31 protein-coding genes are annotated in these 21375 nt (G+C 64.8%); 16 read left to right on the plus strand and 15 right to left on the minus strand.

What is annotated here, in order from left to right:
• The first annotated feature begins 120 nt into the window (after positions 1–120).
• Positions 121–435: a hypothetical protein gene (locus tag ACR5MH_RS22465; RefSeq protein WP_433862711.1), complete on the plus strand. Its 315-nt coding sequence runs from the start codon at positions 121–123 to the stop codon at positions 433–435.
• Positions 436–453: 18 nt separating this feature from the next.
• Here the strand turns inward: ACR5MH_RS22465 and ACR5MH_RS22470 are convergent, their stop codons facing one another.
• The 3 genes from ACR5MH_RS22470 to ACR5MH_RS22480 form a co-directional block, all read right to left on the minus strand.
• Positions 454–723, minus strand: coding sequence for a hypothetical protein (locus ACR5MH_RS22470; RefSeq protein ID WP_433862712.1), 270 nt, complete (start codon positions 721–723; stop codon positions 454–456).
• Between the two features lie 149 nt (positions 724–872).
• Entirely contained in the window at positions 873–1724 is an 852-nt protein-coding gene (locus ACR5MH_RS22475; RefSeq protein ID WP_407791864.1) for an FHA domain-containing protein, read from the minus strand.
• A complete protein-coding gene (locus ACR5MH_RS22480; protein WP_433862713.1) occupies positions 1721–2089 on the minus strand; it encodes a hypothetical protein in 369 nt (122 codons plus the stop codon). Before ACR5MH_RS22480 ends, ACR5MH_RS22475 begins: the two co-directional genes overlap by 4 nt.
• A gap of 130 nt (positions 2090–2219) precedes the next feature.
• Here ACR5MH_RS22480 and ACR5MH_RS22485 point away from each other — a divergent pair, with 130 nt between their 5' ends.
• Together ACR5MH_RS22485 and ACR5MH_RS22490 are read left to right on the plus strand one after the other, a co-directional pair.
• Positions 2220–2447 carry a DUF2188 domain-containing protein gene (locus tag ACR5MH_RS22485; protein ID WP_115697545.1) on the plus strand — a complete coding sequence of 76 codons (228 nt, stop codon included), beginning with the start codon at positions 2220–2222 and terminating at the stop codon, positions 2445–2447.
• 34 nt (positions 2448–2481) lie between these two features.
• Positions 2482–2775, plus strand: coding sequence for a hypothetical protein (locus tag ACR5MH_RS22490; RefSeq protein ID WP_115697546.1), 294 nt, complete (start codon positions 2482–2484; stop codon positions 2773–2775).
• Positions 2776–2815: 40 nt separating this feature from the next.
• Here the strand turns inward: ACR5MH_RS22490 and ACR5MH_RS22495 are convergent, their stop codons facing one another.
• From ACR5MH_RS22495 to ACR5MH_RS22505, 3 genes are all read right to left on the minus strand, one after another.
• Complete coding sequence (locus tag ACR5MH_RS22495) at positions 2816–3067, minus strand: hypothetical protein (protein WP_115697547.1); 252 nt, start codon at positions 3065–3067, stop codon at positions 2816–2818.
• Positions 3068–3128: 61 nt separating this feature from the next.
• Positions 3129–3689, minus strand: coding sequence for an RES family NAD+ phosphorylase (locus ACR5MH_RS22500; RefSeq protein WP_115697548.1), 561 nt, complete (start codon positions 3687–3689; stop codon positions 3129–3131).
• 44 nt (positions 3690–3733) lie between these two features.
• The gene (locus ACR5MH_RS22505) at positions 3734–4315 is read right to left on the minus strand and encodes a hypothetical protein (protein ID WP_147295944.1); all 582 of its coding nucleotides are present in this window, start codon (positions 4313–4315) and stop codon (positions 3734–3736) included.
• Between the two features lie 364 nt (positions 4316–4679).
• Here ACR5MH_RS22505 and ACR5MH_RS22510 point away from each other — a divergent pair, with 364 nt between their 5' ends.
• The 4 genes from ACR5MH_RS22510 (at position 4680) to ACR5MH_RS22525 (ending at position 8159) form a co-directional block, all read left to right on the plus strand.
• Positions 4680–5036 carry a hypothetical protein gene (locus ACR5MH_RS22510; RefSeq protein ID WP_147295945.1) on the plus strand — a complete coding sequence of 119 codons (357 nt, stop codon included), beginning with the start codon at positions 4680–4682 and terminating at the stop codon, positions 5034–5036.
• A gap of 78 nt (positions 5037–5114) precedes the next feature.
• A complete protein-coding gene (locus tag ACR5MH_RS22515; protein ID WP_115697671.1) occupies positions 5115–5312 on the plus strand; it encodes a hypothetical protein in 198 nt (65 codons plus the stop codon).
• Entirely contained in the window at positions 5309–7219 is a 1911-nt protein-coding gene (locus tag ACR5MH_RS22520) for a cytochrome c oxidase assembly protein (RefSeq protein WP_147295946.1), read from the plus strand. Before ACR5MH_RS22515 ends, ACR5MH_RS22520 begins: the two co-directional genes overlap by 4 nt.
• An 88-nt stretch (positions 7220–7307) precedes the next feature.
• A complete protein-coding gene (locus tag ACR5MH_RS22525; protein WP_407791868.1) occupies positions 7308–8159 on the plus strand; it encodes a cytochrome c oxidase assembly protein in 852 nt (283 codons plus the stop codon).
• A 9-nt stretch (positions 8160–8168) separates the two neighbouring features.
• Here the strand turns inward: ACR5MH_RS22525 and ACR5MH_RS22530 are convergent, their stop codons facing one another.
• Entirely contained in the window at positions 8169–8804 is a 636-nt protein-coding gene (locus ACR5MH_RS22530; protein ID WP_407791869.1) for a copper resistance CopC family protein, read from the minus strand.
• Between the two features lie 13 nt (positions 8805–8817).
• Positions 8818–9753 (minus strand): cation diffusion facilitator family transporter, encoded by a 936-nt coding sequence (locus tag ACR5MH_RS22535; protein ID WP_115697556.1) that lies wholly within the window; start codon positions 9751–9753, stop codon positions 8818–8820.
• A gap of 122 nt (positions 9754–9875) precedes the next feature.
• Here ACR5MH_RS22535 and ACR5MH_RS22540 point away from each other — a divergent pair, with 122 nt between their 5' ends.
• Complete coding sequence (locus ACR5MH_RS22540; RefSeq protein WP_407791870.1) at positions 9876–10190, plus strand: ArsR/SmtB family transcription factor; 315 nt, start codon at positions 9876–9878, stop codon at positions 10188–10190.
• Here the strand turns inward: ACR5MH_RS22540 and ACR5MH_RS22545 are convergent.
• The gene (locus tag ACR5MH_RS22545; protein WP_115697558.1) at positions 10187–10513 is read right to left on the minus strand and encodes a zf-TFIIB domain-containing protein; all 327 of its coding nucleotides are present in this window, start codon (positions 10511–10513) and stop codon (positions 10187–10189) included. The genes ACR5MH_RS22540 and ACR5MH_RS22545 overlap by 4 nt on opposite strands.
• A gap of 156 nt (positions 10514–10669) precedes the next feature.
• Here ACR5MH_RS22545 and ACR5MH_RS22550 point away from each other — a divergent pair, with 156 nt between their 5' ends.
• The 8 genes from ACR5MH_RS22550 (at position 10670) to ACR5MH_RS22585 (ending at position 17621) form a co-directional block, all read left to right on the plus strand.
• On the plus strand, positions 10670–11083 hold the full coding sequence (locus ACR5MH_RS22550) for a hypothetical protein (protein ID WP_115697560.1): 414 nt from the start codon (positions 10670–10672) through the stop codon (positions 11081–11083).
• A 257-nt stretch (positions 11084–11340) separates the two neighbouring features.
• Positions 11341–12006 carry a M23 family metallopeptidase gene (locus ACR5MH_RS22555; protein WP_433862714.1) on the plus strand — a complete coding sequence of 222 codons (666 nt, stop codon included), beginning with the start codon at positions 11341–11343 and terminating at the stop codon, positions 12004–12006.
• Positions 12003–12698 (plus strand): DsbA family protein, encoded by a 696-nt coding sequence (locus tag ACR5MH_RS22560; protein ID WP_407791872.1) that lies wholly within the window; start codon positions 12003–12005, stop codon positions 12696–12698. Before ACR5MH_RS22555 ends, ACR5MH_RS22560 begins: the two co-directional genes overlap by 4 nt.
• 340 nt (positions 12699–13038) lie before the next feature.
• A complete protein-coding gene (locus ACR5MH_RS22565; RefSeq protein ID WP_147295947.1) occupies positions 13039–13374 on the plus strand; it encodes a hypothetical protein in 336 nt (111 codons plus the stop codon).
• Entirely contained in the window at positions 13368–13943 is a 576-nt protein-coding gene (locus tag ACR5MH_RS22570; RefSeq protein ID WP_115697563.1) for a signal peptidase II, read from the plus strand. Before ACR5MH_RS22565 ends, ACR5MH_RS22570 begins: the two co-directional genes overlap by 7 nt.
• The gene (gene ccsB / locus ACR5MH_RS22575; protein ID WP_407791873.1) at positions 13940–14935 is read left to right on the plus strand and encodes a c-type cytochrome biogenesis protein CcsB; all 996 of its coding nucleotides are present in this window, start codon (positions 13940–13942) and stop codon (positions 14933–14935) included. The genes ACR5MH_RS22570 and ccsB overlap by 4 nt, the downstream gene beginning before the upstream one ends.
• A gap of 197 nt (positions 14936–15132) precedes the next feature.
• Entirely contained in the window at positions 15133–15510 is a 378-nt protein-coding gene (gene cmtR / locus ACR5MH_RS22580; RefSeq protein ID WP_115697565.1) for a Cd(II)/Pb(II)-sensing metalloregulatory transcriptional regulator CmtR, read from the plus strand.
• 119 nt (positions 15511–15629) lie between these two features.
• A complete protein-coding gene (locus ACR5MH_RS22585) occupies positions 15630–17621 on the plus strand; it encodes a heavy metal translocating P-type ATPase (protein ID WP_407791874.1) in 1992 nt (663 codons plus the stop codon).
• A gap of 224 nt (positions 17622–17845) precedes the next feature.
• On the opposite strand, the gene ACR5MH_RS22590 is transcribed toward ACR5MH_RS22585, so the two are convergent.
• From ACR5MH_RS22590 to ACR5MH_RS22615, 6 genes are all read right to left on the minus strand, one after another.
• On the minus strand, positions 17846–18667 hold the full coding sequence (locus ACR5MH_RS22590; RefSeq protein ID WP_407791875.1) for an SDH family Clp fold serine proteinase: 822 nt from the start codon (positions 18665–18667) through the stop codon (positions 17846–17848).
• Positions 18668–18798: 131 nt separating this feature from the next.
• Complete coding sequence (locus ACR5MH_RS22595; RefSeq protein ID WP_433862722.1) at positions 18799–19026, minus strand: DUF6527 family protein; 228 nt, start codon at positions 19024–19026, stop codon at positions 18799–18801.
• Positions 19027–19121: 95 nt separating this feature from the next.
• A complete protein-coding gene (locus tag ACR5MH_RS22600; protein ID WP_407791877.1) occupies positions 19122–20186 on the minus strand; it encodes a HesA/MoeB/ThiF family protein in 1065 nt (354 codons plus the stop codon).
• Complete coding sequence (locus tag ACR5MH_RS22605) at positions 20093–20500, minus strand: hypothetical protein (RefSeq protein WP_407791878.1); 408 nt, start codon at positions 20498–20500, stop codon at positions 20093–20095. The genes ACR5MH_RS22600 and ACR5MH_RS22605 overlap by 94 nt, the downstream gene beginning before the upstream one ends.
• Positions 20497–20880, minus strand: coding sequence for an E2/UBC family protein (locus tag ACR5MH_RS22610; RefSeq protein WP_115697569.1), 384 nt, complete (start codon positions 20878–20880; stop codon positions 20497–20499). Before ACR5MH_RS22610 ends, ACR5MH_RS22605 begins: the two co-directional genes overlap by 4 nt.
• On the minus strand, positions 20877–21338 hold the full coding sequence (locus tag ACR5MH_RS22615; RefSeq protein WP_115697570.1) for a multiubiquitin domain-containing protein: 462 nt from the start codon (positions 21336–21338) through the stop codon (positions 20877–20879). Before ACR5MH_RS22615 ends, ACR5MH_RS22610 begins: the two co-directional genes overlap by 4 nt.
• Between the last annotated feature and the right edge of the window lie 37 nt (positions 21339–21375).

The following is a 21375-nucleotide window of genomic DNA, read 5'->3' on the forward strand; positions in this document are numbered from 1 at the left end:
TACTGGGGAGTGTACGTCGCACCATCGACACGTCAAAAGTGGACAGCCGCGGGCTTGTCTGCATCACGCCACAGGGAGGTCAGGATGCACGTGCTACGGCCGGGGGAGCGCGTCTGGCTCGTGCTCGACGACTCTCTGAAAATCCGGTTCCAAATCGAGTACCGGCTCGCGGTGCGCAAGGACACGCACGAGTCGCTCATGATGTACCGCGTCGATCACTGGGTGCTTCAGCGCGATCAGCGCTGGCCCCTCGTCTTCTGCGATGAGTTGTCGCAAGCCCTCGACGCCTGCGCCTTGGCGCTGGGGATGCCGAACTTCCTCACTCCGGCAACGGCCCCAGACGGCTCGATCGTGACTCCCGAAGAGCAGCGTGCCCGGTGGCGGGCAGGGTTGGATCCGCGGACTGGGCGGCCGCGGACGCCGGCGAGGTCGTAGCGTTCGCTGGCCGCATTGCTAGCCGGCCTGTGTCGGGCGCTCGCGGAGCCAGTCGAGGAGGCCGCAGAGCACTGCGCCACCGATCGCGACCACGGCGATCCAATGCGCGACCGTGAGGTAGACCGGGACGAGGACCGCTGTGAGAGATCCGCTCTGCCAGTTGGGCAGGAGCGTGCGAGTCAGGAGAGGTACGCCGAAGCCCATGGCGACTGCGAGCAGGAGGAGGCCGGGCCAGTCGAGCTCGTCGACGCCGAAGAGTGTCGCTCGCTTGGTCTGATTCTTGGCCACGGTCTGACCATAGCTCTCGCCGTCGCTGCCACCTCGATCCGCCGGCCTTGCCTTCTCAACGGAATTCGTGTCCTCCTCGATCCCTGCGGTGTCAGGCGCAGGGGCCGGGGGTGCGGGGATCGGTCCGCGCTGGTCGGTGGGCGGCCGCGTCACAGCGTGCTCACGATGAACGTCACGTCGCCGATTTCTACGGTGCTGCCAGCCTCGACCTCGTACCGGCGCCCGGGGTCGCAGATCCGGCCGACGCCGTGCGGGGTGACAAGGACTGTTCCATTGGAGGACCACCGGTCTGAGATCCAGAGGGTTCCGTTCTCGATGCCCAGCTCGAGGTGGGTCTTCGATACCGAGCGCTCGGGATCGGAGACGGTGATGAGGCGGGGCGACTCGTCACCGGGCTGCGGTGTCGGTCGTCGACCGAGGATCGAGTGGCCGACCACCTGGTGATCCTCGCCGTTGCTGAACGTGAGTCGGAATCGCGCGCGCGGGGCGCGCACGACGATGCGGGTCTGGTCGACCCCATCTGCGAGCGTGGTAGGGGTTGGCTCGGGCAGTGCAGGCGGCACGAATGCCGCCTGCTGTGGTTCTGGAAGTGCAGGTTCAGGTGACCGTCCCCGTGAAGTCTGGCCCGGCTCGACGTCGGGGATGGGAGTCGCTTCTGGTACCGGGTCCAGGCTGAGCAGGGCGGCTGCACCAGCGGTGTGCGCCGTGGCTCGCTTGGGGAGTGCGGTGACGTTCGATGGACGAGACTTCGATGCACGGGAGACTCGGGCGGGTCGGGATTGGATTGGGGGAGGCGAGCCGATGGGCGCCTCATCGGCTGTCTCGATGGGCTGCTCATCGGCCTCAGCGACGGGAGCGTCGTCATCCTCGGCACGCAGTTCGAGCCGGGTGGTGGCGGCGGCGTCGCCTTCTGCCGCACGAGTGAGGAGGACCGCGCTGCCGCACTCGATGCAGCTGCGGGCGGCGGGTGAGAGTTGGCTGCCGCAGACTCGGCAGTTCATCGGCGTGCTCCGTGGCCGACCCGGGCGAAGAGCCCCAGCGAGGGGTGCTCGTGACGCCAGTTCTCGTTGTTCAGGTGCACGGCGGGAGAGTCGACGTGTGACCAGACTTCGTGATGGATCTGGTCGAAGATGCCGCGCGCTGCAGCGTTGCCGGGTGCCGGGAACGAGATATCGCTGCGGAGCTGCACTTCGACCTGCGCGACGGTAAGCCCCGTCTCGGTTGCGATCTCCTCGTGGGTCATGTGTCGGCTGAGCTGCTTTACAGCGTTGCGGAGGGCGAGGTCGCACGCCTGTCGACTGGCCCGTCGGAGGACCGCCGCCCGTCGTGCTGCCTCGACCAGGTCCTGAGGGTCTAGTGCGTTCATCGTCCCGCCTTTCGCTATAGGAGCCGTTGGGCCGTGTCGCTGGTTCTTGTCGGCGACCCCCGAAAGCGGCGCGCAGACTTTCGGCGGGGCCGGCCTGGAGCTGGCGGTTCTCGCGGCGTACGGTGCGGGCATGCCTAGAGGAGACGTTGAGACCTTCCACGAGAACGGTGCCTGGCACAACCGCATCGAGGGCACTGGTGAGAGCGTGGGCCGCGCCCACAGCAAGCGCGAGGATGCCGTCGCCGAGGGGCGCGCGGAAGCGGAGAGGCGCAAGGTAGAGCACATCGTGCACAACCTGGATGGGCGGATCGGTGACCGATCCAGCCATGGGAACGACCCTCGCAACATCCCGGGCTGACCGTAGCGACGGTGGTCCGATCTAGCCTGGATGCATGCACATTCGGGGCCTGATCCAATCCAACGTGGTCGACGAAATCACCGCCGAGGCCGACGATGCTCAGTCGGCGCGCGCGCTTATCGAGGCGCAGGTGCCCGACGGGTACGAGCTGATCCAGGTTCATAACTCGATGCCGCGGGGCGGCCGGGTCATTGCGACCGGACGCATCCGTAGCGCCGCCACTCGGGAGCTCGATGCCGAGGGCCAGGATTACCGGAGCGCACGCGAGGCTCTGGAGGCGTCCATCCCCTCCGATCACCGTCTGCTGTACGTGCTCTCCGTCGACTGAGCGGGGCCCGCCCGGGAGCGGAACTCAAGAAGAGCGGCCGTTAGTCCTTGCTCTGACGCGCCTCAAACTTGCGGCGGCCCACCTCGACCAGCGCGAAGCCCACCGCCAATGGCACTGCGCCGATCGCGGCTGCGATCAACACGTCGGACGATGAGAGCGCGCCGACTGCGATGTTCCGGGCCAGGGCGTAGCCGAAGCCGAGAGCGACGCCGACGACGAGGCCAGCGTAGGCGAATGCCCACCATCCGGAGTCTTCAGGTAGCTCGACGGTTTCCTTCTTCGATCGCAGCACGGCTGGATCCTTTCACGAGGGGCGGACATTGCGGTGCGGCATTGCCCAGACGGCAAGACGCCTAGATGACGGTCAGAGACTTGAGCGTGGGCGGGCCGGCCACGACCATGCCGGACGCTTCGCAGGCCTCCGGTCCGGTCATGTGGCGCGCCTCAGCGAAGCGTGGGCCAGGAGAGCCGGCGCTGCCGAACAGGGCCAGCGCCGTCACGCTTCCGGTGGTGTAGGCGGAGGCGTAGTAGATCCCCTCGAACGAGTTCGCCTGGATGGTCTCCGCCCACTGCTGCGGGATCGCGTAATCCTCCATGGTGACCAGCTCGCGTACGATCCCGAATCGAACCGCGCGCTCGGAGCTGACCGCAGCGCACTTGTAGTCGACCGGTGCCGCCATGGTCGAGACCTGGAAGGAGTCGGCCAGCGCTCGCGAGACGACATTCGACGCGCTCACGGCGTCTCGGACCTTCTCGCGCACCGCGGTCTCGACCTTGGTCGCTGCGTAGCAGGTTCCCGACGGGGCCGGGAGGTTGAAGCGGCCGTTGCGGCTGCTGTCGAACCACCATGCGCCGCGCGCTGTGTTGTGCGCCCGGTACATCTGGGTCTCTGCGGACACAGTGTGTCGCGGCATCCTGCGGTAATCCTGCCCCGGGACCGGCGCCCCCTGAGTGGCGGTCACGCGGCCCAGCTCGCAGCCGTGCGCTCAGCAGCCTTCACGACCGCCTCGACCTCGCCGGCGATCAACCGGTCGATGTTCCGCCGGTTTCGGCTCGCCCCGTCCTCGGACGCTTGGTCAGGGACCGCAGTGTTCAGCCACTGCGCCCAGGTCCACTCGTCGTCGATGCCGCGTCGAAGCTCGCTGAGCACATCACGCATGCCGGGAACGATCGCGCCGTTCACGACCTGGAACGCCGGGTACACCGTCTGGCCGTCCGCGGTGCGCAGCCGCAGCAGCCTCAACTCGGCGACGGCCTTGGAGACGGCCGCGCGGCCGCGTCTCAGCTCCTTCTGCAGCGATCCGCTGGTGTAGCAGGGTCCAACGATTTCCGCCCACGGGCTCGTCGCGATCGGCAGCCGCTCTACGACCTGCTCGGCGATCTCGTCGGCGTCGCCGAGGTTGGTCAGTTCTTCGCCACGGTCGACGCGCTCGAGAAGTCGCGCACGGACCGCGGCCACGATATCGTCCACCGCGTGCTCCTGCGCCTGGCGCGGCCCGGCCGTCCGCCGGCGACGACGTTCTGGTGCTGCAGTGCTCATGGGTGACCTCCCGTGTCAACTATGTCAACCAATTCTTCAGCAAGATGTCAACCATGTCAACCGACATTTACTCACGAGAAACGGCAAGGGCGACAGTCGCGGGGAGCGAGGTGAGGAGCGGAGCCGCGCGACGATGCAGTCCAGCAACCTCAGCGTGACAGCGCCGTCCAGTGCGCCATTAACTCCTCTCTCATCGCCGCCGCACCGTACGCCGCCGGCAGTAGAGATGCCGATAGGGCGACAACCGCCTCGAGCATCGGCTCGCATGTCAGTCGAATACAGGTGCGCGAACCAGAACGCGAATACCTCGCTGGGTCCCTCACAGGTCTACTGGATACGCTGAGTCCCGAAAGAGGAGGTCGGAATGAGCGGGATACTCCGCGGAGTTCGCGTCGTACCGATCTTTCTGCTCCTTCTCGTCGCCGCGATGATCGCCGGCATCGGCTTTGGCCACTCTTCTGACGCGGCACACGTGGGCGCCACCGCCTCATGCTCACAGCAGGTGAGTGTAGGCGACACATGCCCCGAACACAGCGATGCTGAATTTTGTGCGGCGCTGTGCGCGACAGCTGGCACCGCGACCCCGGTCGCCGATTTGACGGCAGCGCTCGGCGAGCAATTTGCTGTCGCACAGCCGGTGCCGGCCGCGGTCGCTGTTCAGAAACAACCTTCGCCGGCCGTGCCGCCGCCACTACACCTGCTGGGCGTACTTCGCATCTGAGCACCATCCGTTCCGCGATTCTGCGTGTGCGCGCCCACGTTCGGCGAGCCACGATCTTGACGGTTTGTGAGGGTGAAGATGGACGACTTTTGGACGAACGCTCTATGGTCTCTAACCCCGACGGTGTTGGTGGGGTCGATTTTCTGGTTCGTGCTGCGCTCGATATTTCGTGCCGACCGCCGCGAACGTGAGGCTTATGCACGCGAAGAACAGCGGCAACGTGCGCAACGCATGACTGCGGATCTGACGCAGCCTCCTAAAAAGGACGTGTCGTGACTGACGCAAGCTCTACGCGGACGGTGGGAACGCGTGCTGCAGTTCTCGCGGTTGCCACTCTTGCCATACCTGCCCTTGTCGCGGCGCTCGTTCTGTCGTTGCTGACGATCGCGCCTGACGGATCGGTCTTCGATCCGGGGCCGGTCGTCACGTACGGGCTACCGGCCGTCAAAGTGGTCGTGGACCTGGCAGCAGCTGCGACGATCGGAGTCTTGGTCGTTGCAGCCTTCTGTGTACCGGTCGGGTTGAGATCGTGGAACAGGCTCCTCGATATTGCGCCCTGGTGTTCTGGCTGTTGGCTTGTTGCGAGTTGCGTGGCGGCTGTGATGACCTCGATCAGTCTGACGGGGCCGGTCGAGGTCAACATGCTCGGCTCTAGCCTCGCTCAGTTTTTCACGCAGATCGCGGTTGGCCAGGGATGGTTCGCAACGATCCTGATGACCGCGGTGATCAGTGTCCTGACTTTCGCAGCCCGTGGGCAGGGAGGTGTCGCGGCAGCGTTGCTGCTGGCGTTCATTGCACTGGTTCCGCTGGCCTTGCAGGGGCATGCCGCGGGCGCCGGGAACCATGTCACGGCGACGATCGCGCTGTGGCTGCACGTCGCGGGAGCTGCGGTATGGGTTGGAGGTCTGGCCGCTGTGACCTATGCCGCGGCTTTCGACGAGCGCTCATGGGTTGCGTTGGTGCGACGTTATTCGGCGATCGCGCTTGCAGGATTATGCGCGGTGACCATTTCCGGAATGGCAGGTGCCCTCGTCCGACTGTCGCAACCGGCGCAACTGTTGACAACAGACTATGGTCGGCTGCTGTCGTTGAAGCTTGTCGCACTGCTGCTTCTGGTCGGCTTGGGATGGCTGCAGCGAACCTGGGTGATTCGACGATTCGACTCCGCGGTTGTGCCCGGGCTGCAGCGCCGGCTCGCTTTCGGATCGCTCGCGCTCTGGGAGCTTCTGGTGATGGGCGTAGCGATGGGCGCAGGAGCCACCTTGTCTCGGACGGAAACCCCCGGTGGTCAGATCCTCTTAGCGACGAAGGCTGAGCAGCTAACCGGCGACCGGGTTCCCTATGCGCCGGGTGTCGCCCGGTTCCTTGACACATGGGTATTTGACGCCGCAGCGGTGTTCGGTGTGCTTCTTGGCCTCGGTGCTTACCTCTACGGTGTATGCGCTGCACGGCGACACGGTGGGTGGCCGCGGTCGCGGACAACCGCTGCGGTGCTAGCTGCCGTCGTCATCCTGTTCGCGTTCTGTTCGCTCCCCGGAGCGTATGCGACGTTTTCGTTCGCGGCGTACGCGGCGATGCTATTGCTGGGCGGAATGTTGGCAGCGGTTTTGGTTGTGGCCGCGCGGCCAGCACGGCTACTCCACATCGTCGTGGGACTGCGTGGGGATGGCAGCCTCGGTGCTCGCGAGTGGACAACCTGGATGCTGGGGGGCCGAGCTTTGACGGTGTCGTTACGGGCGCCGTGGTTGTCGGCTGCTGCGCTGGTTGCTCTGCTCGCCGCAGTGGTGTTGTCGCCCTGGTTGGGTTGGGCGGTACAGGACCCGGTGGGCCGCGTGCTCACCACGTTATTGCTGTTCGGGGTGACGTCACTCTTCGCGGTGTCTGTGTTGCGTACCGCCGGTGGAGGTCAACGGTTGATGACTCAGGCGGTCGGGATCGCGATGGCGGTGGTCTTGGCGGTGGGCTTGATCGCGGTCGTCGTCGCCTTCCTCCCCGGGGGTGTGCTTCCGGCGTGGTACGGAGTGACAATGCCAGCGCTAGGCGTGACACCTGCGGTTGATCAACTCATCGGGGCCGTGCTGCTGTGGGCTATCGCCGCCGTCGCCGTGTTTGCGCTTCTGTTGGTCTTGGGTCGGCGGGTTATTGAATCCCGGTCGGAGGGGCCGGGGGAGGAGCAGGCCTGAGATGGATGGGCCCGCCTACTTGCCCGATCGGGAGCCGAGCTTGGAGCTTTTCCTGGCGTGGGCTCCACAACCGATCCCACTTTTCCCGATGGTGGGTATCCTGCTCGCTCTCGGATACCTGTGCGGTGTGATGCTGTTGTTGCGTCGTCGTATCGTTTGGCCGTGGTGGCGGACCATCCTCTTCATCACCGGTTGCGGAGTTCTGGTTGCATTGACCGGCACAGCGCTGGAGGGTTACGGCTACCGGATGTTCTCGGTGTTCATGTTTCAGCAGCTCACGCTGATGATGGCGATTCCACCGCTGCTGATTCTGGGAGCGCCGGGTACGCTTCTGCTGAAGGCGGCGCCTTCGAGAGGGCGGTGGCGTTTCGTTCGGCAGTTCGCCCTGACTGGTCTGCGTTCCCGGTTTGCGCGCTTGTTGCTGCATCCGGGCTTCATGGTGCCGCTGTTTCTGATGGTGTTCTATGGCCTCTATTTCAGCGGCATCGCGTCGACGCTGCTGGGATCCGTGGCCGGCCACCTGTCGCTCGAGGCGGTGTTCCTGGGCGCTGGCATTCTGTTCACTCTGCCGTTGATTTCCCCAGATCCACTGCCACGTCGCCAGTCGCATTTTGGCCGTCTGCTGGACATGTTCATCGAGATGCCGCTTCACGCGTTCTTTGGGGTGATCGCGATGATGGCGACCATCCCGCTGGTGAGCTTCTTCGCGCGGCCACCGGCGGCCTGGAACATCGATGCCGTGGCCGATCAGCGTATCGCGGGCGCGCTGGCGTGGTCGTACGGTGAATTGCCATCGCTGATCATTGTGCTGATCCTGCTGTTCGCGTGGGCGTCTGATGACACCCGCCGGGCAGAGGCTGCCGACCGGCGCAAGGATAGGGAAGGCGATCTAGAACTCGAAGCCTATAACGCGTGGCTATCGCGGCTGGGTCGTCGCTGAGCGAGAAGGTTACGGTTTGCTGGCGCGTCGACGATTGAGTTCAATGGCAAGCCAGAGACCGCCGCCGGCGAGGATCAACACGGCGATGATGATGACGATGACCAGCGCGATCGGCGTGCCGGATGACGCGTTCGCCGCGGTCGGGGCTGTTGTGGGCGAAGAGGCGGGTGAGGTGGTCGGCGTCGCGGAGGGGGTCGGTGCCGTGGTGACGCTGGGGGTAGCTGGGATAGGTCCGGCGTAGTTGAAGGTGTAGCTGCCGTCGATTGGATGACCGTCGGCGGAAACGGTGCGCCAGGAGACGGTGTATTCGCCTTGATCGGTCATCAGCACATCTCGCGACAGAGTGCGGTCCTGGGTTCGTAGCTCACCTGTCGTGACCTCATGGCCGCCAGGACCGACCGCCTGGATGAGGATGCCACCCTGCAGGCCCCCGAGCGGCGCCTCGTTGAAGGTGAGAACGATCTGGTCCAACTTTTCGGTGACGGTTTGCCCTTGGGCGGGGTTGGATTCCGCGAGAGCATCGTGCGCTTGTGCGGGTGGGGCGGTGATGCAGTTGGCGACGAAGGCGAGTGCAACCACAGCGACGAGGGCGAGAATCCTCCACAGCGAACGGCTGGGCTCGGTGGAGGCGCTGGTGGCAGTCATCAATGGTCCCTGTTCACTCGTGTGCGGAATGCTCGTGGCGGCTGTGCTGTGGGGGCTCGAACTGGAAGGTGGAGTGTTCGATGCTGATATCGAAGTGGCTTGCAACACAGTCCTGGAGTTTGTCCAGGAGCTCGGGCAGTCGCCCGTTCTCGAAGGTATCGGCCTCCACGATGACGTGGGCGGTGAGAACCGGCAGTCCAGTCGCGATCTGAGTGGCGTGCAGGTCGTGGATGTCGACCACTTCCGGCAGTTCCAAGATGTGGCTGCGGACTTGATCGAGGTCCAGTCCGGGAGGTGTGGACTCCAGCAGCACACTGGTGGTCTCGCGGAGCAGTTTGAACGCACGCGGGAGGATCAGCACACCGATGAACATGCCGGCCAGCGCATCGGCGGCGCCCCATCCGGTCAGGCCGATCAGGATTGCGGCGACGATGACGGCGACCGAGCCGAGAGCGTCGTTCATCACCTCAAGGAAGGCCGCCCGCAAGTTGAAGTTCTCGCTCCGGCTGGACGCCAGGACGGTGAGAGATGCCACGTTGCCGAGAAGGCCGATGATTCCGAAAATCAGCAGCTCCGTCGAGGGGATCTCCGGTGGTTCAAATAGGCGCCGGATCCCTTCGATCAGCACGAAGACGCCAACAGCGAGGAGGACCGCGGCCTGCGCGGTCGCCGCGAGCACTTCGGCACGGCGATATCCCCAGGTGCGCTTGTTGGTGGCCGGCTTGGTGCTCAGATATGAGGCCACGAGGGCCATCGCCAGTCCGGAGGTGTCGGTGAGCATGTGACCGGCGTCCACGAGCAGCGCCAGGGAGCCGGTGAGGATCGTGCCGACGACCTCCGCGATCAGGATGACGAAGGTGATGCCGAACGCGATCGAGAGGCGGACGCGGTGGCGTTTGGCTGCTGCGCCGAAGAGCTCCATTGTGCTGCCGTGGTCGTGGCCGTCCATCGCGACCTCCTTTCGTCCCCACCCACTCTACGTCAATACATGTGCATATGTAAATTCGTTAATGTAGTTGAGAACCGTAATCAGAACCGTTCTCGGTACGATGGAGAGTCGAGGAGCGAGTCGTGGACGAACTGACGTTGAATATCGAGAGCGCCGGCGAGCTGGCGGAGGTCTTTCAGGGCCTGGCGTCGCCGACGCGATTGCGGGTGCTTGCCCGGCTTCGGCAGCGCCCATCGAGCGTGACCGCGCTGGCGGAGGAGCTCGAGATTGGACAGGCGACGCTGTCGAACCACTTGCGCATCCTCCGCCAGGCGAAGCTGGTTATCGGCGACCGCGACGGACGCTCGATCACGTACCGGCTGTTCGATGACCACGTCGTCGAGTTCTTCGACCAGGCACTGCTGCACCTCGGTCATGCTCAGCCGGGTGGAGACTAGTCGCCGAAAAGATCCCCGAGCCAGCCGCCGCGGCGTTTGTTGCCGTAGCCGTTGTGGCCGGAGTTCCCGTGGCCGGAGTTGCCGTGGCCGGAGTTGCCGTGGCCGCTCTTGCCGTGGTGGCCTGATCGGTTCGCGTCGGACCATCCTTGCGGGTCGGCAGGGGTGGCGTATCCGGCTGGGGCGCTCTGAGTTAGCGAGCGTTCGATGATTTTGTCGAGTTCCCCGCGGTCTAGCCACACGCCACGACATGTGGGGCAGTAGTCGATCTCGATTCCGGAGCGATCGGAGAGCAGCAGCGTCTCGCCATCAACGGGACATTTCATGGTGTGTACCCTTCTGGTCGGTATGGTTGCCGGAGCGTAGAGACCTCGTCTGAGAGTCGCCTGACGGCCTCCTGCGCTTGGATGCGACCATCAGCGGCCGTTTGCTACGCTTCCCACCAAAGCTGGCTGTTATCGATCTGTGACTGTGGAGGTGACGTGAACGCGCTGGACCGAGGAGGAATCCGACGCTGGGTCGTCCTCGCCATCTCAGCGCTCACTGTCGTGTTCGCCCTGCTGCTGGCGCACATGTTCGAGACGGCGCACCCGACCAACGAAACCACAGGAACCGCGACGTCGGCCGTCGTCGATAGCGCCGCTACGGTTGCGGGAGAGGCTGCGGCCGCGGTCGTTTCCTCCGATAGCGGTGGTGTCCCGCACGACCAGATGCTGGTGTTGGGGTGCGTCCTCGGGCTTGCCGCGGCGGCCCTGGCTCTAGCCTTGTTCGTGTGTTTGCTGCGCCGCGACGTCCGCCTCGCTCGGTCGCGCGTGGTGCGATCTTTGGCCGCGTCTTTGCTCCGTGAGCGGCCTCTCGTGCCTTCCCTGGAGTCTCTGGCGATCAGCCGGACCTGAGGACCTTGTGCGCACCCTTGCCGGTGCCATGTCGTCCTTGTCCGCGCCCGCAATGGGCCACGTCCGGAAACCCCTGAATGCTCATCACCCGCCGCGCGCGGCCGGTCCGCCGCGCAACCTTCACCCCCGCCCCCGCAGAGCACCGATCTCGTCGTGAGGCCCTCGCCGCCGAACGCGACGTCCCGGGTCGGCAGCCGCGACGCAGCCGTCCCCGCACTGGTAACCCCCGCGCCCGTCGATCGCTGCTACTTCCCCTTGTGGGTGCCGTATTCGCGATGGCCTTGAGTGTGGCGACTTCGGTTCCTGCCGAGGCTGTGCAACCGGACGCCGCACGCGAAGTGGTGGCCGGTGCCACCACCGCCGGCATTCCGCAGGCAATCGGGGAGACCGCCGGTGCGGCCGTGCCGGTCAACCGAGACACGCTCACCGCGACCTCCGAGGCCGAACTCGCAGCCGCAGCACGGACCGACCCGGCCGGGACCCTCGTGGGCAACACCCTAGGGCCAATCCAGTGGCCCTTCCCCGGCGATGTCCCGATCAGCGACGGGTACGGGTCCCGCTCGGCGCCGTGCTCTGGCTGCTCCAGCAACCACAAGGGCCTGGACATGACCCCAGGTGGGGGCACCAAGATCGGCGCGATCGCCGACGGCGTCGTCCGCTCGGCAGAAGAGTCCGATGTGGGGTTCGGCGTCAACGTCATCATCGACCACCGCGTCAATGGTGAACGATTCGCGAGTCTCTACGCGCACATGCAGTTCGGATCGCTTCAGGTCCGCGCGGGAGACCGGATCGTCGCCGGCCAGATCATCGGGCGAGTCGGCACCACCGGCGCCAGCACCGGCAATCACCTTCACCTGGAGATCTGGGAAAACGGGGAGACTCCCACCGACCCGTACTCCTGGCTCCGAGCTCGCGCGAGATGAGCCCGACCATGACCAAACAATTACGTCAGCAGCCACGGGCTGGCCGTCGGCTCTCCACCCGGTTCTGGGCCAACACCGTTGTCATCGGGCTCGCGTTCATCGTTGTGATCGTTGTCGTGCTCGTCGGTCGCGCCCAGTCGGCCTCGCAACAGGCGGCCGCGCCCGCGGTCGTCCGGGCCGACAGCCGGATCCTGCAAAAGGCGCCAACGGACAAAGTGACTGTTGTGGAGTTCCTTGACTTCGAGTGCGAAGCATGTGGCGCCGCCTATCCGATGGTGGAACAACTGCGCCAGCGCTACAAAGATCGCGTCACATTCATCGCACGCTACTTTCCTATCCCGAGTCACAAGAACGCGATGAACGCCGCGATGGCTGCTGAGGCAGCTGGCCGCCAGGGCAAGTTCACCGAAATGTACTCGAAATTGTTCGAGACGCAGACGCAATGGGCTGAACGACAGGATGACCAGTCTCCCGCGCTGCGTTCGCTGGCCGCGTGGATCGGCCTGGATATGAGCCAGTACGACAAAGACATCGCCGACCCCGCACTCCGGATTCGGGTGACCAAGGACCAGGCCGACGGCGTCCGATTGGGTGTGACAGGGACGCCGACGTTCTTCCTGAATGGGAAGAAGCTCGCGCTGACTTCAAGCGAACAATTCGCCGCCGAGCTGGAGAAAGCGTGGCGGCGATGAGGCTCGGTGATGGACGCATTCGTCGCCAGATGCAGCGCCTGTGGAGGACGCCGAAAGCACGCGAAACCATCCCGCCCGCTGTGTATCGGGAACTCATCGACGCAGCGACAACAGTATCCACGCAACTGCAGCTCCTACGCCGTGGCTCGGGGAACCCTGACGAGGCCGTCGACTCGCTCGAGACCGATCTGGAGCGCCTCATCCGGGTGATGCAGCGTTACCGTCCTAACCATTGAATCGAGAACGAACCGTGTCCACACTTCACAGACCGTTCATCCTTGCCGCAACAGCGGTAGCCCTCACCGCGCCACTCGTGCTCTCCGGATGCTCTGCTGGCGCGATGTTCACCAACCAAGCGAAGAACGCCGCCTGCTCGCTGGTGGCACCGATCGCCGAACAAGTTACCTCTGATATTGACACGGCGTTGAAATCAGCTGTTGTCAATCCAGCGGCGGCAGCCGAGCAGCTCACAATGGCTCGTGGCGTGTTGGCGCCGGTCGCAGATCAGCTCCCTTCGGGCCAGCAGAAGACGGGAGTTCAAGCTGTCGTCGACACGATCGATCAGCTTCTCCCTGTGCTGAAGAAGGAAGCGGCCGGCGCACCCTCCGAACCGAGTTCTGACGCGCTTCGACAGAAGCTTTCACAGCAGGTCAGAACACTGACGGCACCATGCTGAACGACGAGAATGTGGCCTCTCGCTCCGATGCCGTCGAGCGTCGACGCCTGGGGGTCCGAGCGTTGGCCGCGGGTCTGCTTGCGATCGCAGCCGATCAGATCGTTAAGGGCGTCGCTGTGCTCGCCCTCCCTTACGGGCAGCCGATTCCCACGGCGATCCCGGGCCTGGACCTGCGCCTGGTTTTGAATCCTGGGGCGGCATTCGGGTTCGGGGCGGGCGTCGGACCGCTGCTCGCGGCAGGCGTCCTCGTGGTCCTGGTCGTTCTCACAACCTGGATCATCAGGCGGGTGATCCGGGAAGAGAACCCGACCGTCACCGTGCTGCTCGCGGTGGCCGCCGGCGGCGGTTGGGGCAACATGATCGACCGCGTCTTCCGAGGCCATCAGGGCATCTTCAGCGGCGCCGTGATCGATTACTTCTCCGTCAGCTGGTTCGCCGTGTTCAACCTCGCTGACGTGTTCACCGTCTGCGGAATCGTTGCGGCATTGGCCATCGCAACGTTTCAGCAGTCGCGCACCCGGCGCGACGCATTTCCTGCTGGCCGCCGACAAAAGGGAGCGCCCCAATGACCGCCACTCTCTCGATGCTCTCCACCCTTGGGATCTACGTGGCGATGGGTTTCTACACCGCCGCATTTGCTGCCTTCTCCATCGACCTGGCCAGGCGGGGAGCCGAATCAACCGCGCGCGTGCCAAGCGTCGTCGCCCGGCGCGCCACAGCAGCGCAGCAGGGAACCACGTTGGTCATCGGTGAGGAGATCGATGCTCCCCAAATCCACGCGCGCCCTGCGCCGTCTCAAGCGGCCCAAGTCGTGATTCGTTGGGCATTTGGGCTGACCATCGCCGGCTTCACATTCCACCTCATCGCGACCGTGTTGCGTGGAATCGCTGCCGCCCGGGTGCCGTGGGCGAACATGTGGGAGTTCTCGATGACGGGCACCCTGGTCATCGTTGGCGTGTTCTTGATCGCCAACCTCAAGTGGGAGCTCAAGTACCTCGGAACCTTCATCATCGGTCTGATCCTCGTTCTGCAGGGCATCGCCCTACTGCGGTACTACGTCCCAGTCGTGCCGCTACAACCGGCGCTGCAGTCGTACTGGCTGGTCATCCACATCATCGTGGCCGTTCTGGGTACGGCATTCTTCGCCCTCGGCTTTGCACTCTCGGGATTGCAGCTGCTGCAGCAACGTCGTGAACGGCAAGTTGAGGAATCCGTGCCGCAGCAGTTCAGGTTCCTGGTGACCCTTCCCGACTCCGCTGGTCTGGAGAATCTGGCATATCGGATCAACATCGTCGGCTTCGTCGCGTGGACGTTCACGTTGATCGCGGGAGCCATCTGGGCCTCCGCGGCCTGGGGTCGGTACTGGGGGTGGGATACCAAGGAAGTCTGGACATTCATCATTTGGGTGGTCTACGCCGGCTACATCCACGCCCGCGCTACCCGCGGGTGGCGGGGCTCGCGATCCGCGTGGCTGGCGATCATCGGCTTCGCCGCAGTGCTATTCAATTTCGGCATCGTGAACGTCTTCTTCAAGGGACTGCACACCTATTCCGGTCTGTAGGCCGCGCACGCCTCCGTGCGGCTATCGGCGATGCCACCGCGCAGTCCCTGACTGATCACGACGCACGCGTTGGTAGTTCCGTTCGGGCCCTTGGTGTGCGGCGGCATCAGGGCGAAGCCACGGACTCAGGTGGGGTCATCGTCGCGCAAGAGTGGACATACCCGACGATTGTACAGTGATTGATGTATAGTCAGCATATGCTGACTATTGCTTCGCGGCTGGATGTGATGAACCGCTTGGGTCGCGCGATGGCTGATCCCACTCGCTCCAGAATCCTGATGGAGCTTCTGGTTGGTCCGGGATACCCGGCCCGACTCGCGGAAAGCCTAGGGCTGACACGCACGAACGTGTCGAATCATCTCTCCTGCCTCCGTGGTTGCGGGATCGTAGTCGCGACCCCGGAAGGTCGACAGACACGGTACGAGATCGCTGACCCGCACCTCACCCGGGCGATCACCATCCTGGTGGACACCGTCCTTGCCGTTGACGATGGCGAACCATGTGCGGACGAGAACTGCGATATTCCGCTGTGCTGCACCCCCGCAGCCGAGACGTTCATGGAGAGCGCCCGATGAGCGAGGAATGCTGCGGCCCCGATGAGCCCCGCAAGACAACCACGAGTGTCCGGCGGCTGCAGTTGAGGAGACCACTCACCACGGGCGATGTCTGCTGCGGCCCAGATGACAGTCACACGATGCCGGCGGGAAATCGCCTCGGCGACGAGGCGGCCGTTGCCCGCGAGCACGAGCACGGCGATGACGACGACGAGCACGACCACGAGGGCCAGTCGGAGGCGCGGCCGCCCTGGTGGCGCGACACCGCTCTGCTGCCGTCCGCGATCGCCGGCGTGACGTTGCTGATCGGATACATCTTCCAGTGGACCGGGCTACCAATCCCGGCGCTCGTCTTCCAATCCGCGGCCCTGCTGGCCGGCGCATACACGTTCGTTCCCGGCGCGATCCGCCGCCTGTTGCGTCGTCGACTCGGTGTCGGGCTGCTGATGACGATCGCCGCTGTGGGAGCCGTCGCTCTCGGCCATGTCGGTGAAGCGGCGACGCTGGCCTTCCTCTTCTCGTTGGCCGAAGCGCTCGAGGACCGGGCAATGGACCGGGCGAAGGAGGGGCTGCGCGCCTTGTTGTCCCTCATCCCCGACACCGTGCGGGTGTCGCGGCTGAACGGAGATATCACGATCCCTGCCGCTCAGGTGCAGGAACTCGACATTATCGTTGTCGGCGCCGGCGAACGCGTCGCCACGGACGGCGTGATCGTGGATGGTCGCTCCAGCCTGGACACCTCAGCGATCACCGGGGAATCTATCCCGGTCGAGGTCGGTCCCGGCGACGCAGTAGCTGCCGGATCGGTGAACGGATCCGCCACGCTGCGGATGGAGGCGACCGCGAACGGCAGGGACAACTCCCTCACCCAAATCGTCAAGCTCGTCGAGCAGGCCCACGCCCGCAAGGGCGAACGTGCACGCCTCGCCGATCGTATCGCCCGACCTCTGGTGCCGATCGTTCTGATCGCGGCAGCCGTGGTCGCCGCGTTCGGGTTCATCGTGGGCGAGCCTGGCTTGTGGATCGAACGCGCCCTAGTAGTTCTGGTTGCCGCATCTCCGTGCGCGCTGGCGATTGCCGTCCCGGTGACGGTGATCAGTGCTATCGGGGCCGCCTCCAGGTTCGGTGTGATTATCAAGTCCGGCGAAGCGTTCGAACGGTTCGGCACGATCCGCACCGTCGCCCTGGACAAGACCGGCACGCTCACCCGGAACGAACCCCAGGTGGTCGAGGTCGCGACCGCTCCCGGCCGCACCCGCGAGAACGTGCTGGCCTTGGCGGCCGCGCTGGAAGCGACCAGCAGCCACCCCCTCGCCGCCGCCATCACCGCCGCATCCCCCGGTACCTCTGCCGCGCAGGAGATGGTTGAGGAGGCCGGGCGCGGCATCACCGGTCGTGTCGGCGCCGCGACCGTGCGGGTGGGCAACACGCGCTGGCTCGACCCGCAGAGCCTGCGCGAGGACGCGGACCGCATGGCCGGCGCCGGGATGACCATCGTCGTCGTCGAGGCCGACGGAAGGATCGCCGGCCTGATCGGCGTCCGCGACGAGCTCCGTCCCGAAGCGGCCGAGACGATCGCGATGATGACCCGTCTCGGCATCAGCACGGTCATGCTCACCGGCGACAACGAGCGCACCGCCCGTGCCCTCGCCAACCAGGCTGGGATCACCGACGTCCGCGCCGAGCAGCTCCCCAGAGACAAAGCCGACGCGATCGCCACGCTGGTCGCGAACGCACCCACCGCGATGGTCGGCGACGGCATCAACGACGCCCCCGCACTGGCGACCGCGACCGTCGGGATCGCAATGGGCGTCAAAGGGTCGGCCGCCGCGATCGAATCAGCCGACATCGCCTTCACGGGCAACGACCTGCGTTTGCTCCCCGGGGCACTCGCGCACGCTCGCCGCGGACGTCGGATCATGACCGTCAACATCGGCCTGGCGCTGGCAATCATCGTTGTGCTCTTCCCGCTTGCGCTGTTTGGTGTTCTCGGCCTTGCCGGCGTCGTACTGGTCCACGAAATCGCGGAAGTCGTCGTCATCCTCAATGGTGTCAGCGCCGCCCGGCGTCCCATCCGAACGCGGCCGACGGCAGATATGCCATCCCGGCCGCTCGAAGGAGTCAATGCGTAGCGGACGCCGACTCCGTTCCCCGCGAGGTCAGCGCCACGCCCTGGCCGCCGCGCTGCTCACCATTGCGACTGAATCTAGTCGGCAGACTAAAACTGCCAACCGCGTTCGTCGGGGAGCGTGGAAACTGCCGATTCAAGAAATCCCCAGCTCAGCATGGCGCACCGGTCACCTTCACCGAAATTGCGGAACGCGGCTACTGGGTCAGCCGTGACGGCTTCAATGGGTTATGACATCGGTAGGGAGGCCCAGGAGCTCTCAAAGAGTTTGATGTGGCCGTCCGCCGCCCAAAGCTGGAGCGAGTATAGACGCCAGTAGAGCAACCATTGGGGGTCGTTCGGGGCGCGATACGTGATGTCGAGGCCCAAGCCGGCGGCGTTTTCGTGGGAGATCATCTGACCGTGCGAGTGCCACCGCTTGGTGTCGCTGAGCTTGTTCGCGATGTCGGTGGCGCGCTTTTCGTCTTTTACCATCGCTTGCTTCAGGAGGTCCTCGGCGATGGCGCGGGAACGTTTTGTTATCCGCTCTAGTTTGCGCACGGTGGCCGGCTCCATCTTTTCGAGCATCAGCCTCGCTACTGGATCTGAAGGGTCCTCCTTCAAGCTCTTGGCGTGGAGGTGGAAGGCATCGAGGTAACTCTGCGCTGAGAGGGTCGAAATGTGACCGTTGGAGTCGGGCAGGTCGATCTGGGGGTCGATGGCTCCAAGTTCGGAGGAATCGGACATGACGATTGTGTCGGCGCCTAGCGCGAGCAAGGTGGCGGCGCTCTTGGCATAGTCGGGCACGATGACACGGACCGGCGCCGAGCCGGCCCGCTTGCGGATGAGCGTCATCAGCTTTTCGGCCGCGTCGATATCACCGCCGGGCGAATGTAGGAGCAGGTCGATAGGCGAACCTGGCGTGACGTTGTGCAGGAGGTCCACCATGGCGACGACGTCGTTCCGGTCGATTTGTCGTGGACTGGGGGACACGTAGCAAATCAGGGTAGCGCCGGTGGTGCTCTCGATTTCTTTGATCAGCGCTTGGCGAGCGTACCGGGGGGCGTTCATTGCCTCGTATAGTGGCGTCTTCGATGGCGTCTTAGGTGCTGGCGTGGGCTGTGGTGGTGGGGGTGTAGGCACGTAGACGGCCGGCGGGGTCGTGGGCGAAGGCTGCGGGGCGTCTTGATCTGTGGTGGTACTCATCGGGTTTCCGTTCGCTCGATCCAGCGCGCGCGGCCTGCGCGCACAACATAATGGCAGCGGCCGACGTTGCTTCGCTCATCGACGCTCGGATACAGGGTGAGCGGAAGGGCGGTGTTGATGCGCCAGAGTGGGCGGTTCTCAGGGTCGAGGTTGAGCATCACTCGATGCCCGCGTCCGCACGGGCAGTCGAACACGAGCCACTTCTCTCGAGACGCTGACGCCACAACGATCGCGTGACGCGCCGGGAGCTGTTCCGGTATGTCGCTGACGGACTCGATGCGCTGGTCGGCCTTCCACCGCCGCCAGTAACGGATGCGTTCTATGAGGCCCAATTCAACCCCAAGTACATATCGCCGTCGGATCCGAGCAGGTTCCTAGAGCGGTCGCAGTAGTGCCCTGCGCGAGGTTCGATGGCATTGGCTCGAATCATCCGGTCGTGCACGAACAGGAGCAGCTCCGTTGGCGTGGGTGTGTCTCCATAGCCGACCAGGCGCTCAAGGAATTCGCTCACGGTTGTGGCGGCGACCAGGGTGGTGAAGGCGACTACTGCCGGTTCGACACCCGGAAGCGCGGGGGCGTATCCCTCCTTCTCCAGCTGGCGCTGTTCCTCGGCGGAGCGTACCTCGGCTTCAGCCAGCCCGAGGTCGATGTTGTCTCGGCAGATCAAGCAAGAGGCGCCGGGGTAGACGGTGGTGACCCGGCCGAAGATGCCGGTGATGGTGTTTCTGTCGTCGGCCGGGATCTGGACGCCACAGTCGATGAGCGGGACGAGGTAGTAGTAGGGGAGTCGGGAGAGCCGGAGGCGCCCGGCGTTATCGTCTGTGCATCCGAAGACGATGTCCGCGCTGGCAAGCTCTCGCGCGACTGCCTTGCTGAGGACTGTCCCATTGATTCGGGTGGTGTGCACGTCGGGGTGGATGCGTTCTAGATGGTCGCCGAGAACGTCTACTTTCAGCCGGCCGACATCCGCCAGCGTCGATCCGTATACGCGCGTCGTGTTCGGCGCCGAGAGCGTGTCCGGATCGATGAGGACGAGAGACCGCACGCCGAGTCGTGTGAGTTGTTCTGCAACGGCAGAACCGGTGCCGCCGCAACCCACCACAGCCACGGTGAGGTCGCCGATCGTGGCCTGGATCTGGTGGCCGAAAGCGCGGATGTTCCGGTCGAACAGGTCGGTGCTGCTTCGGGCGTCTTCGGTGTCGTAGGCCGGGCGGAAGATCCAACGATCGCCGATCGCGGCGAGTCGCGTGATGGGTCCGTCCACCTGCCCAGTGAGCGCGCCGGTGAAGGTCAGCGCACCGCGCGCATGGCTGACCACGAGATATCCGTACTGACCCGATTCGGTTCGGTCGGCGAAAAGGTCGGCCAGCTCAGAATTGACCACTCGGTCATGCTTGCTCGCATGGGGAGGGCCCCCTCACCGGGGTGACTGTGCACCCATAGTGCCACACCGCCCCGGTCACGGGCGACTTTGAGGGCGTGGACGTAGCCGTCCGAGGTCACCTGCAACGACCGATCGCTCCTGATGTCGTAGGCCCCCTCGGGAACCGGGATTAGCTGTGCACCGAGCAGGATCATGCTGTCATCCCGGCCCGGAACGAGGTGGGCGATCAGGACAGCACCCGATTCGACCGGTCCGGTGGCCATGGCCAGGAGCTCGTCATGAACCGGCATGGGAAGTCGGAGTGTGATGTTCACGCGGCCGCGCTCCCGAGCTCGGTGCGCAGCAGGCGCACGTAGCTTTCGAGTCCGTCGATGCCCGAACGCCACGTCATGGCGTCGAGATGGCGGGACCACCTCTGCCAGGTGCGGCCGTCATGGATCTCGGTGATTTCGGTGGCCTGGATGGTACCGCCACTTGCCGGCCGAAGGTGAGGGATGATCCACCACATATCCGGGGGCGTGTCGGGGTAGCTCGCGGACAACCGGAACAGCACATTCGCGCGCGGGGCGCTCAGCCCGGGAGGCAGGGGAAAGTCGATCAGCTCGACGTTCAGCATGCCGGTGCCGTCCTCGAAGACGCGATGGGGAATATTTGCCCGTTCGAGGAACTCCCGGTCCGGCTCCGGCAGCTTCATCGCTCGGAGCCGGGGTTGATGCGGCCCGGAGCAGTGAAGAAGCGCATGCCGTCCTTGAGATGGACGATGTCTTCGTCCTGGACCTTGACGTCTCGCTTGTCCGGGACGTCTCGCCACAGATCCCTGTCGGCCGGAACATCAGGGCTGGGCAGCGTGCGAAGCTCAGCGCCGGTCATCTTGCGCTTGTAGACCTCGTACTCGATGCGGTCGATACGGATGTTGATGGCATCGATTTCAGTGAAGAACCGCATTCCGTCGCGCAGTTCGATGGTGCCGGCGTTGTCGATCAGCTCATCCTGAGCATCTTCGATGTCCAGCCACAGCTCCTTTCCGTCGGACACCGGCGGCCTGCGCACGGCACGGAGGCTTTCGACGGTGGTGCGACCGGCCGGGACCCCGTAGGCCTCGGCGTCGATGTAGATGGTGATGGTGGGGTGATGAGCTGCTGCGGTTTCCACGATGGTTCCTTTCCATGTCGGTGGAGTGATACCACGA

The organism is Streptomyces sp. L7, from assembly GCF_050990935.1.
Classification (GTDB): domain Bacteria; phylum Actinomycetota; class Actinomycetes; order Actinomycetales; family Microbacteriaceae; genus Leifsonia.

Excerpts from the sequence above, each read along its gene's own strand:
- ACR5MH_RS22505 (WP_147295944.1), bottom strand. The coding sequence starts at position 4,315 with ATGAGCACTGCAGCACCAGAACGTCGTCGCCGGCGGACGGCCGGGCCG.
- ACR5MH_RS22480 (WP_433862713.1), bottom strand. The coding sequence starts at position 2,089 with ATGAACGCACTAGACCCTCAGGACCTGGTCGAGGCAGCACGACGGGCG.
- ACR5MH_RS22485 (WP_115697545.1), top strand. The coding sequence starts at position 2,220 with ATGCCTAGAGGAGACGTTGAGACCTTCCACGAGAACGGTGCCTGGCAC.
- ACR5MH_RS22500 (WP_115697548.1), bottom strand. The coding sequence starts at position 3,689 with ATGCCGCGACACACTGTGTCCGCAGAGACCCAGATGTACCGGGCGCAC.
- ACR5MH_RS22475 (WP_407791864.1), bottom strand. The coding sequence starts at position 1,724 with ATGAACTGCCGAGTCTGCGGCAGCCAACTCTCACCCGCCGCCCGCAGC.
- ACR5MH_RS22510 (WP_147295945.1), top strand. The coding sequence starts at position 4,680 with ATGAGCGGGATACTCCGCGGAGTTCGCGTCGTACCGATCTTTCTGCTC.
- ACR5MH_RS22610 (WP_115697569.1), bottom strand. The coding sequence starts at position 20,880 with ATGAAGCTGCCGGAGCCGGACCGGGAGTTCCTCGAACGGGCAAATATT.
- cmtR (WP_115697565.1), top strand. The coding sequence starts at position 15,133 with ATGCTGACTATTGCTTCGCGGCTGGATGTGATGAACCGCTTGGGTCGC.
- ACR5MH_RS22525 (WP_407791868.1), top strand. The coding sequence starts at position 7,308 with ATGGTGGGTATCCTGCTCGCTCTCGGATACCTGTGCGGTGTGATGCTG.
- ACR5MH_RS22490 (WP_115697546.1), top strand. The coding sequence starts at position 2,482 with ATGCACATTCGGGGCCTGATCCAATCCAACGTGGTCGACGAAATCACC.
- ACR5MH_RS22530 (WP_407791869.1), bottom strand. The coding sequence starts at position 8,804 with ATGACTGCCACCAGCGCCTCCACCGAGCCCAGCCGTTCGCTGTGGAGG.
- ACR5MH_RS22590 (WP_407791875.1), bottom strand. The coding sequence starts at position 18,667 with ATGAACGCCCCCCGGTACGCTCGCCAAGCGCTGATCAAAGAAATCGAG.
- ACR5MH_RS22565 (WP_147295947.1), top strand. The coding sequence starts at position 13,039 with ATGTTCACCAACCAAGCGAAGAACGCCGCCTGCTCGCTGGTGGCACCG.
- ACR5MH_RS22560 (WP_407791872.1), top strand. The coding sequence starts at position 12,003 with ATGAGCCCGACCATGACCAAACAATTACGTCAGCAGCCACGGGCTGGC.
- ACR5MH_RS22570 (WP_115697563.1), top strand. The coding sequence starts at position 13,368 with ATGCTGAACGACGAGAATGTGGCCTCTCGCTCCGATGCCGTCGAGCGT.
- ACR5MH_RS22585 (WP_407791874.1), top strand. The coding sequence starts at position 15,630 with ATGCCGGCGGGAAATCGCCTCGGCGACGAGGCGGCCGTTGCCCGCGAG.
- ACR5MH_RS22545 (WP_115697558.1), bottom strand. The coding sequence starts at position 10,513 with ATGAAATGTCCCGTTGATGGCGAGACGCTGCTGCTCTCCGATCGCTCC.
- ACR5MH_RS22535 (WP_115697556.1), bottom strand. The coding sequence starts at position 9,753 with ATGGACGGCCACGACCACGGCAGCACAATGGAGCTCTTCGGCGCAGCA.
- ACR5MH_RS22515 (WP_115697671.1), top strand. The coding sequence starts at position 5,115 with ATGGACGACTTTTGGACGAACGCTCTATGGTCTCTAACCCCGACGGTG.
- ccsB (WP_407791873.1), top strand. The coding sequence starts at position 13,940 with ATGACCGCCACTCTCTCGATGCTCTCCACCCTTGGGATCTACGTGGCG.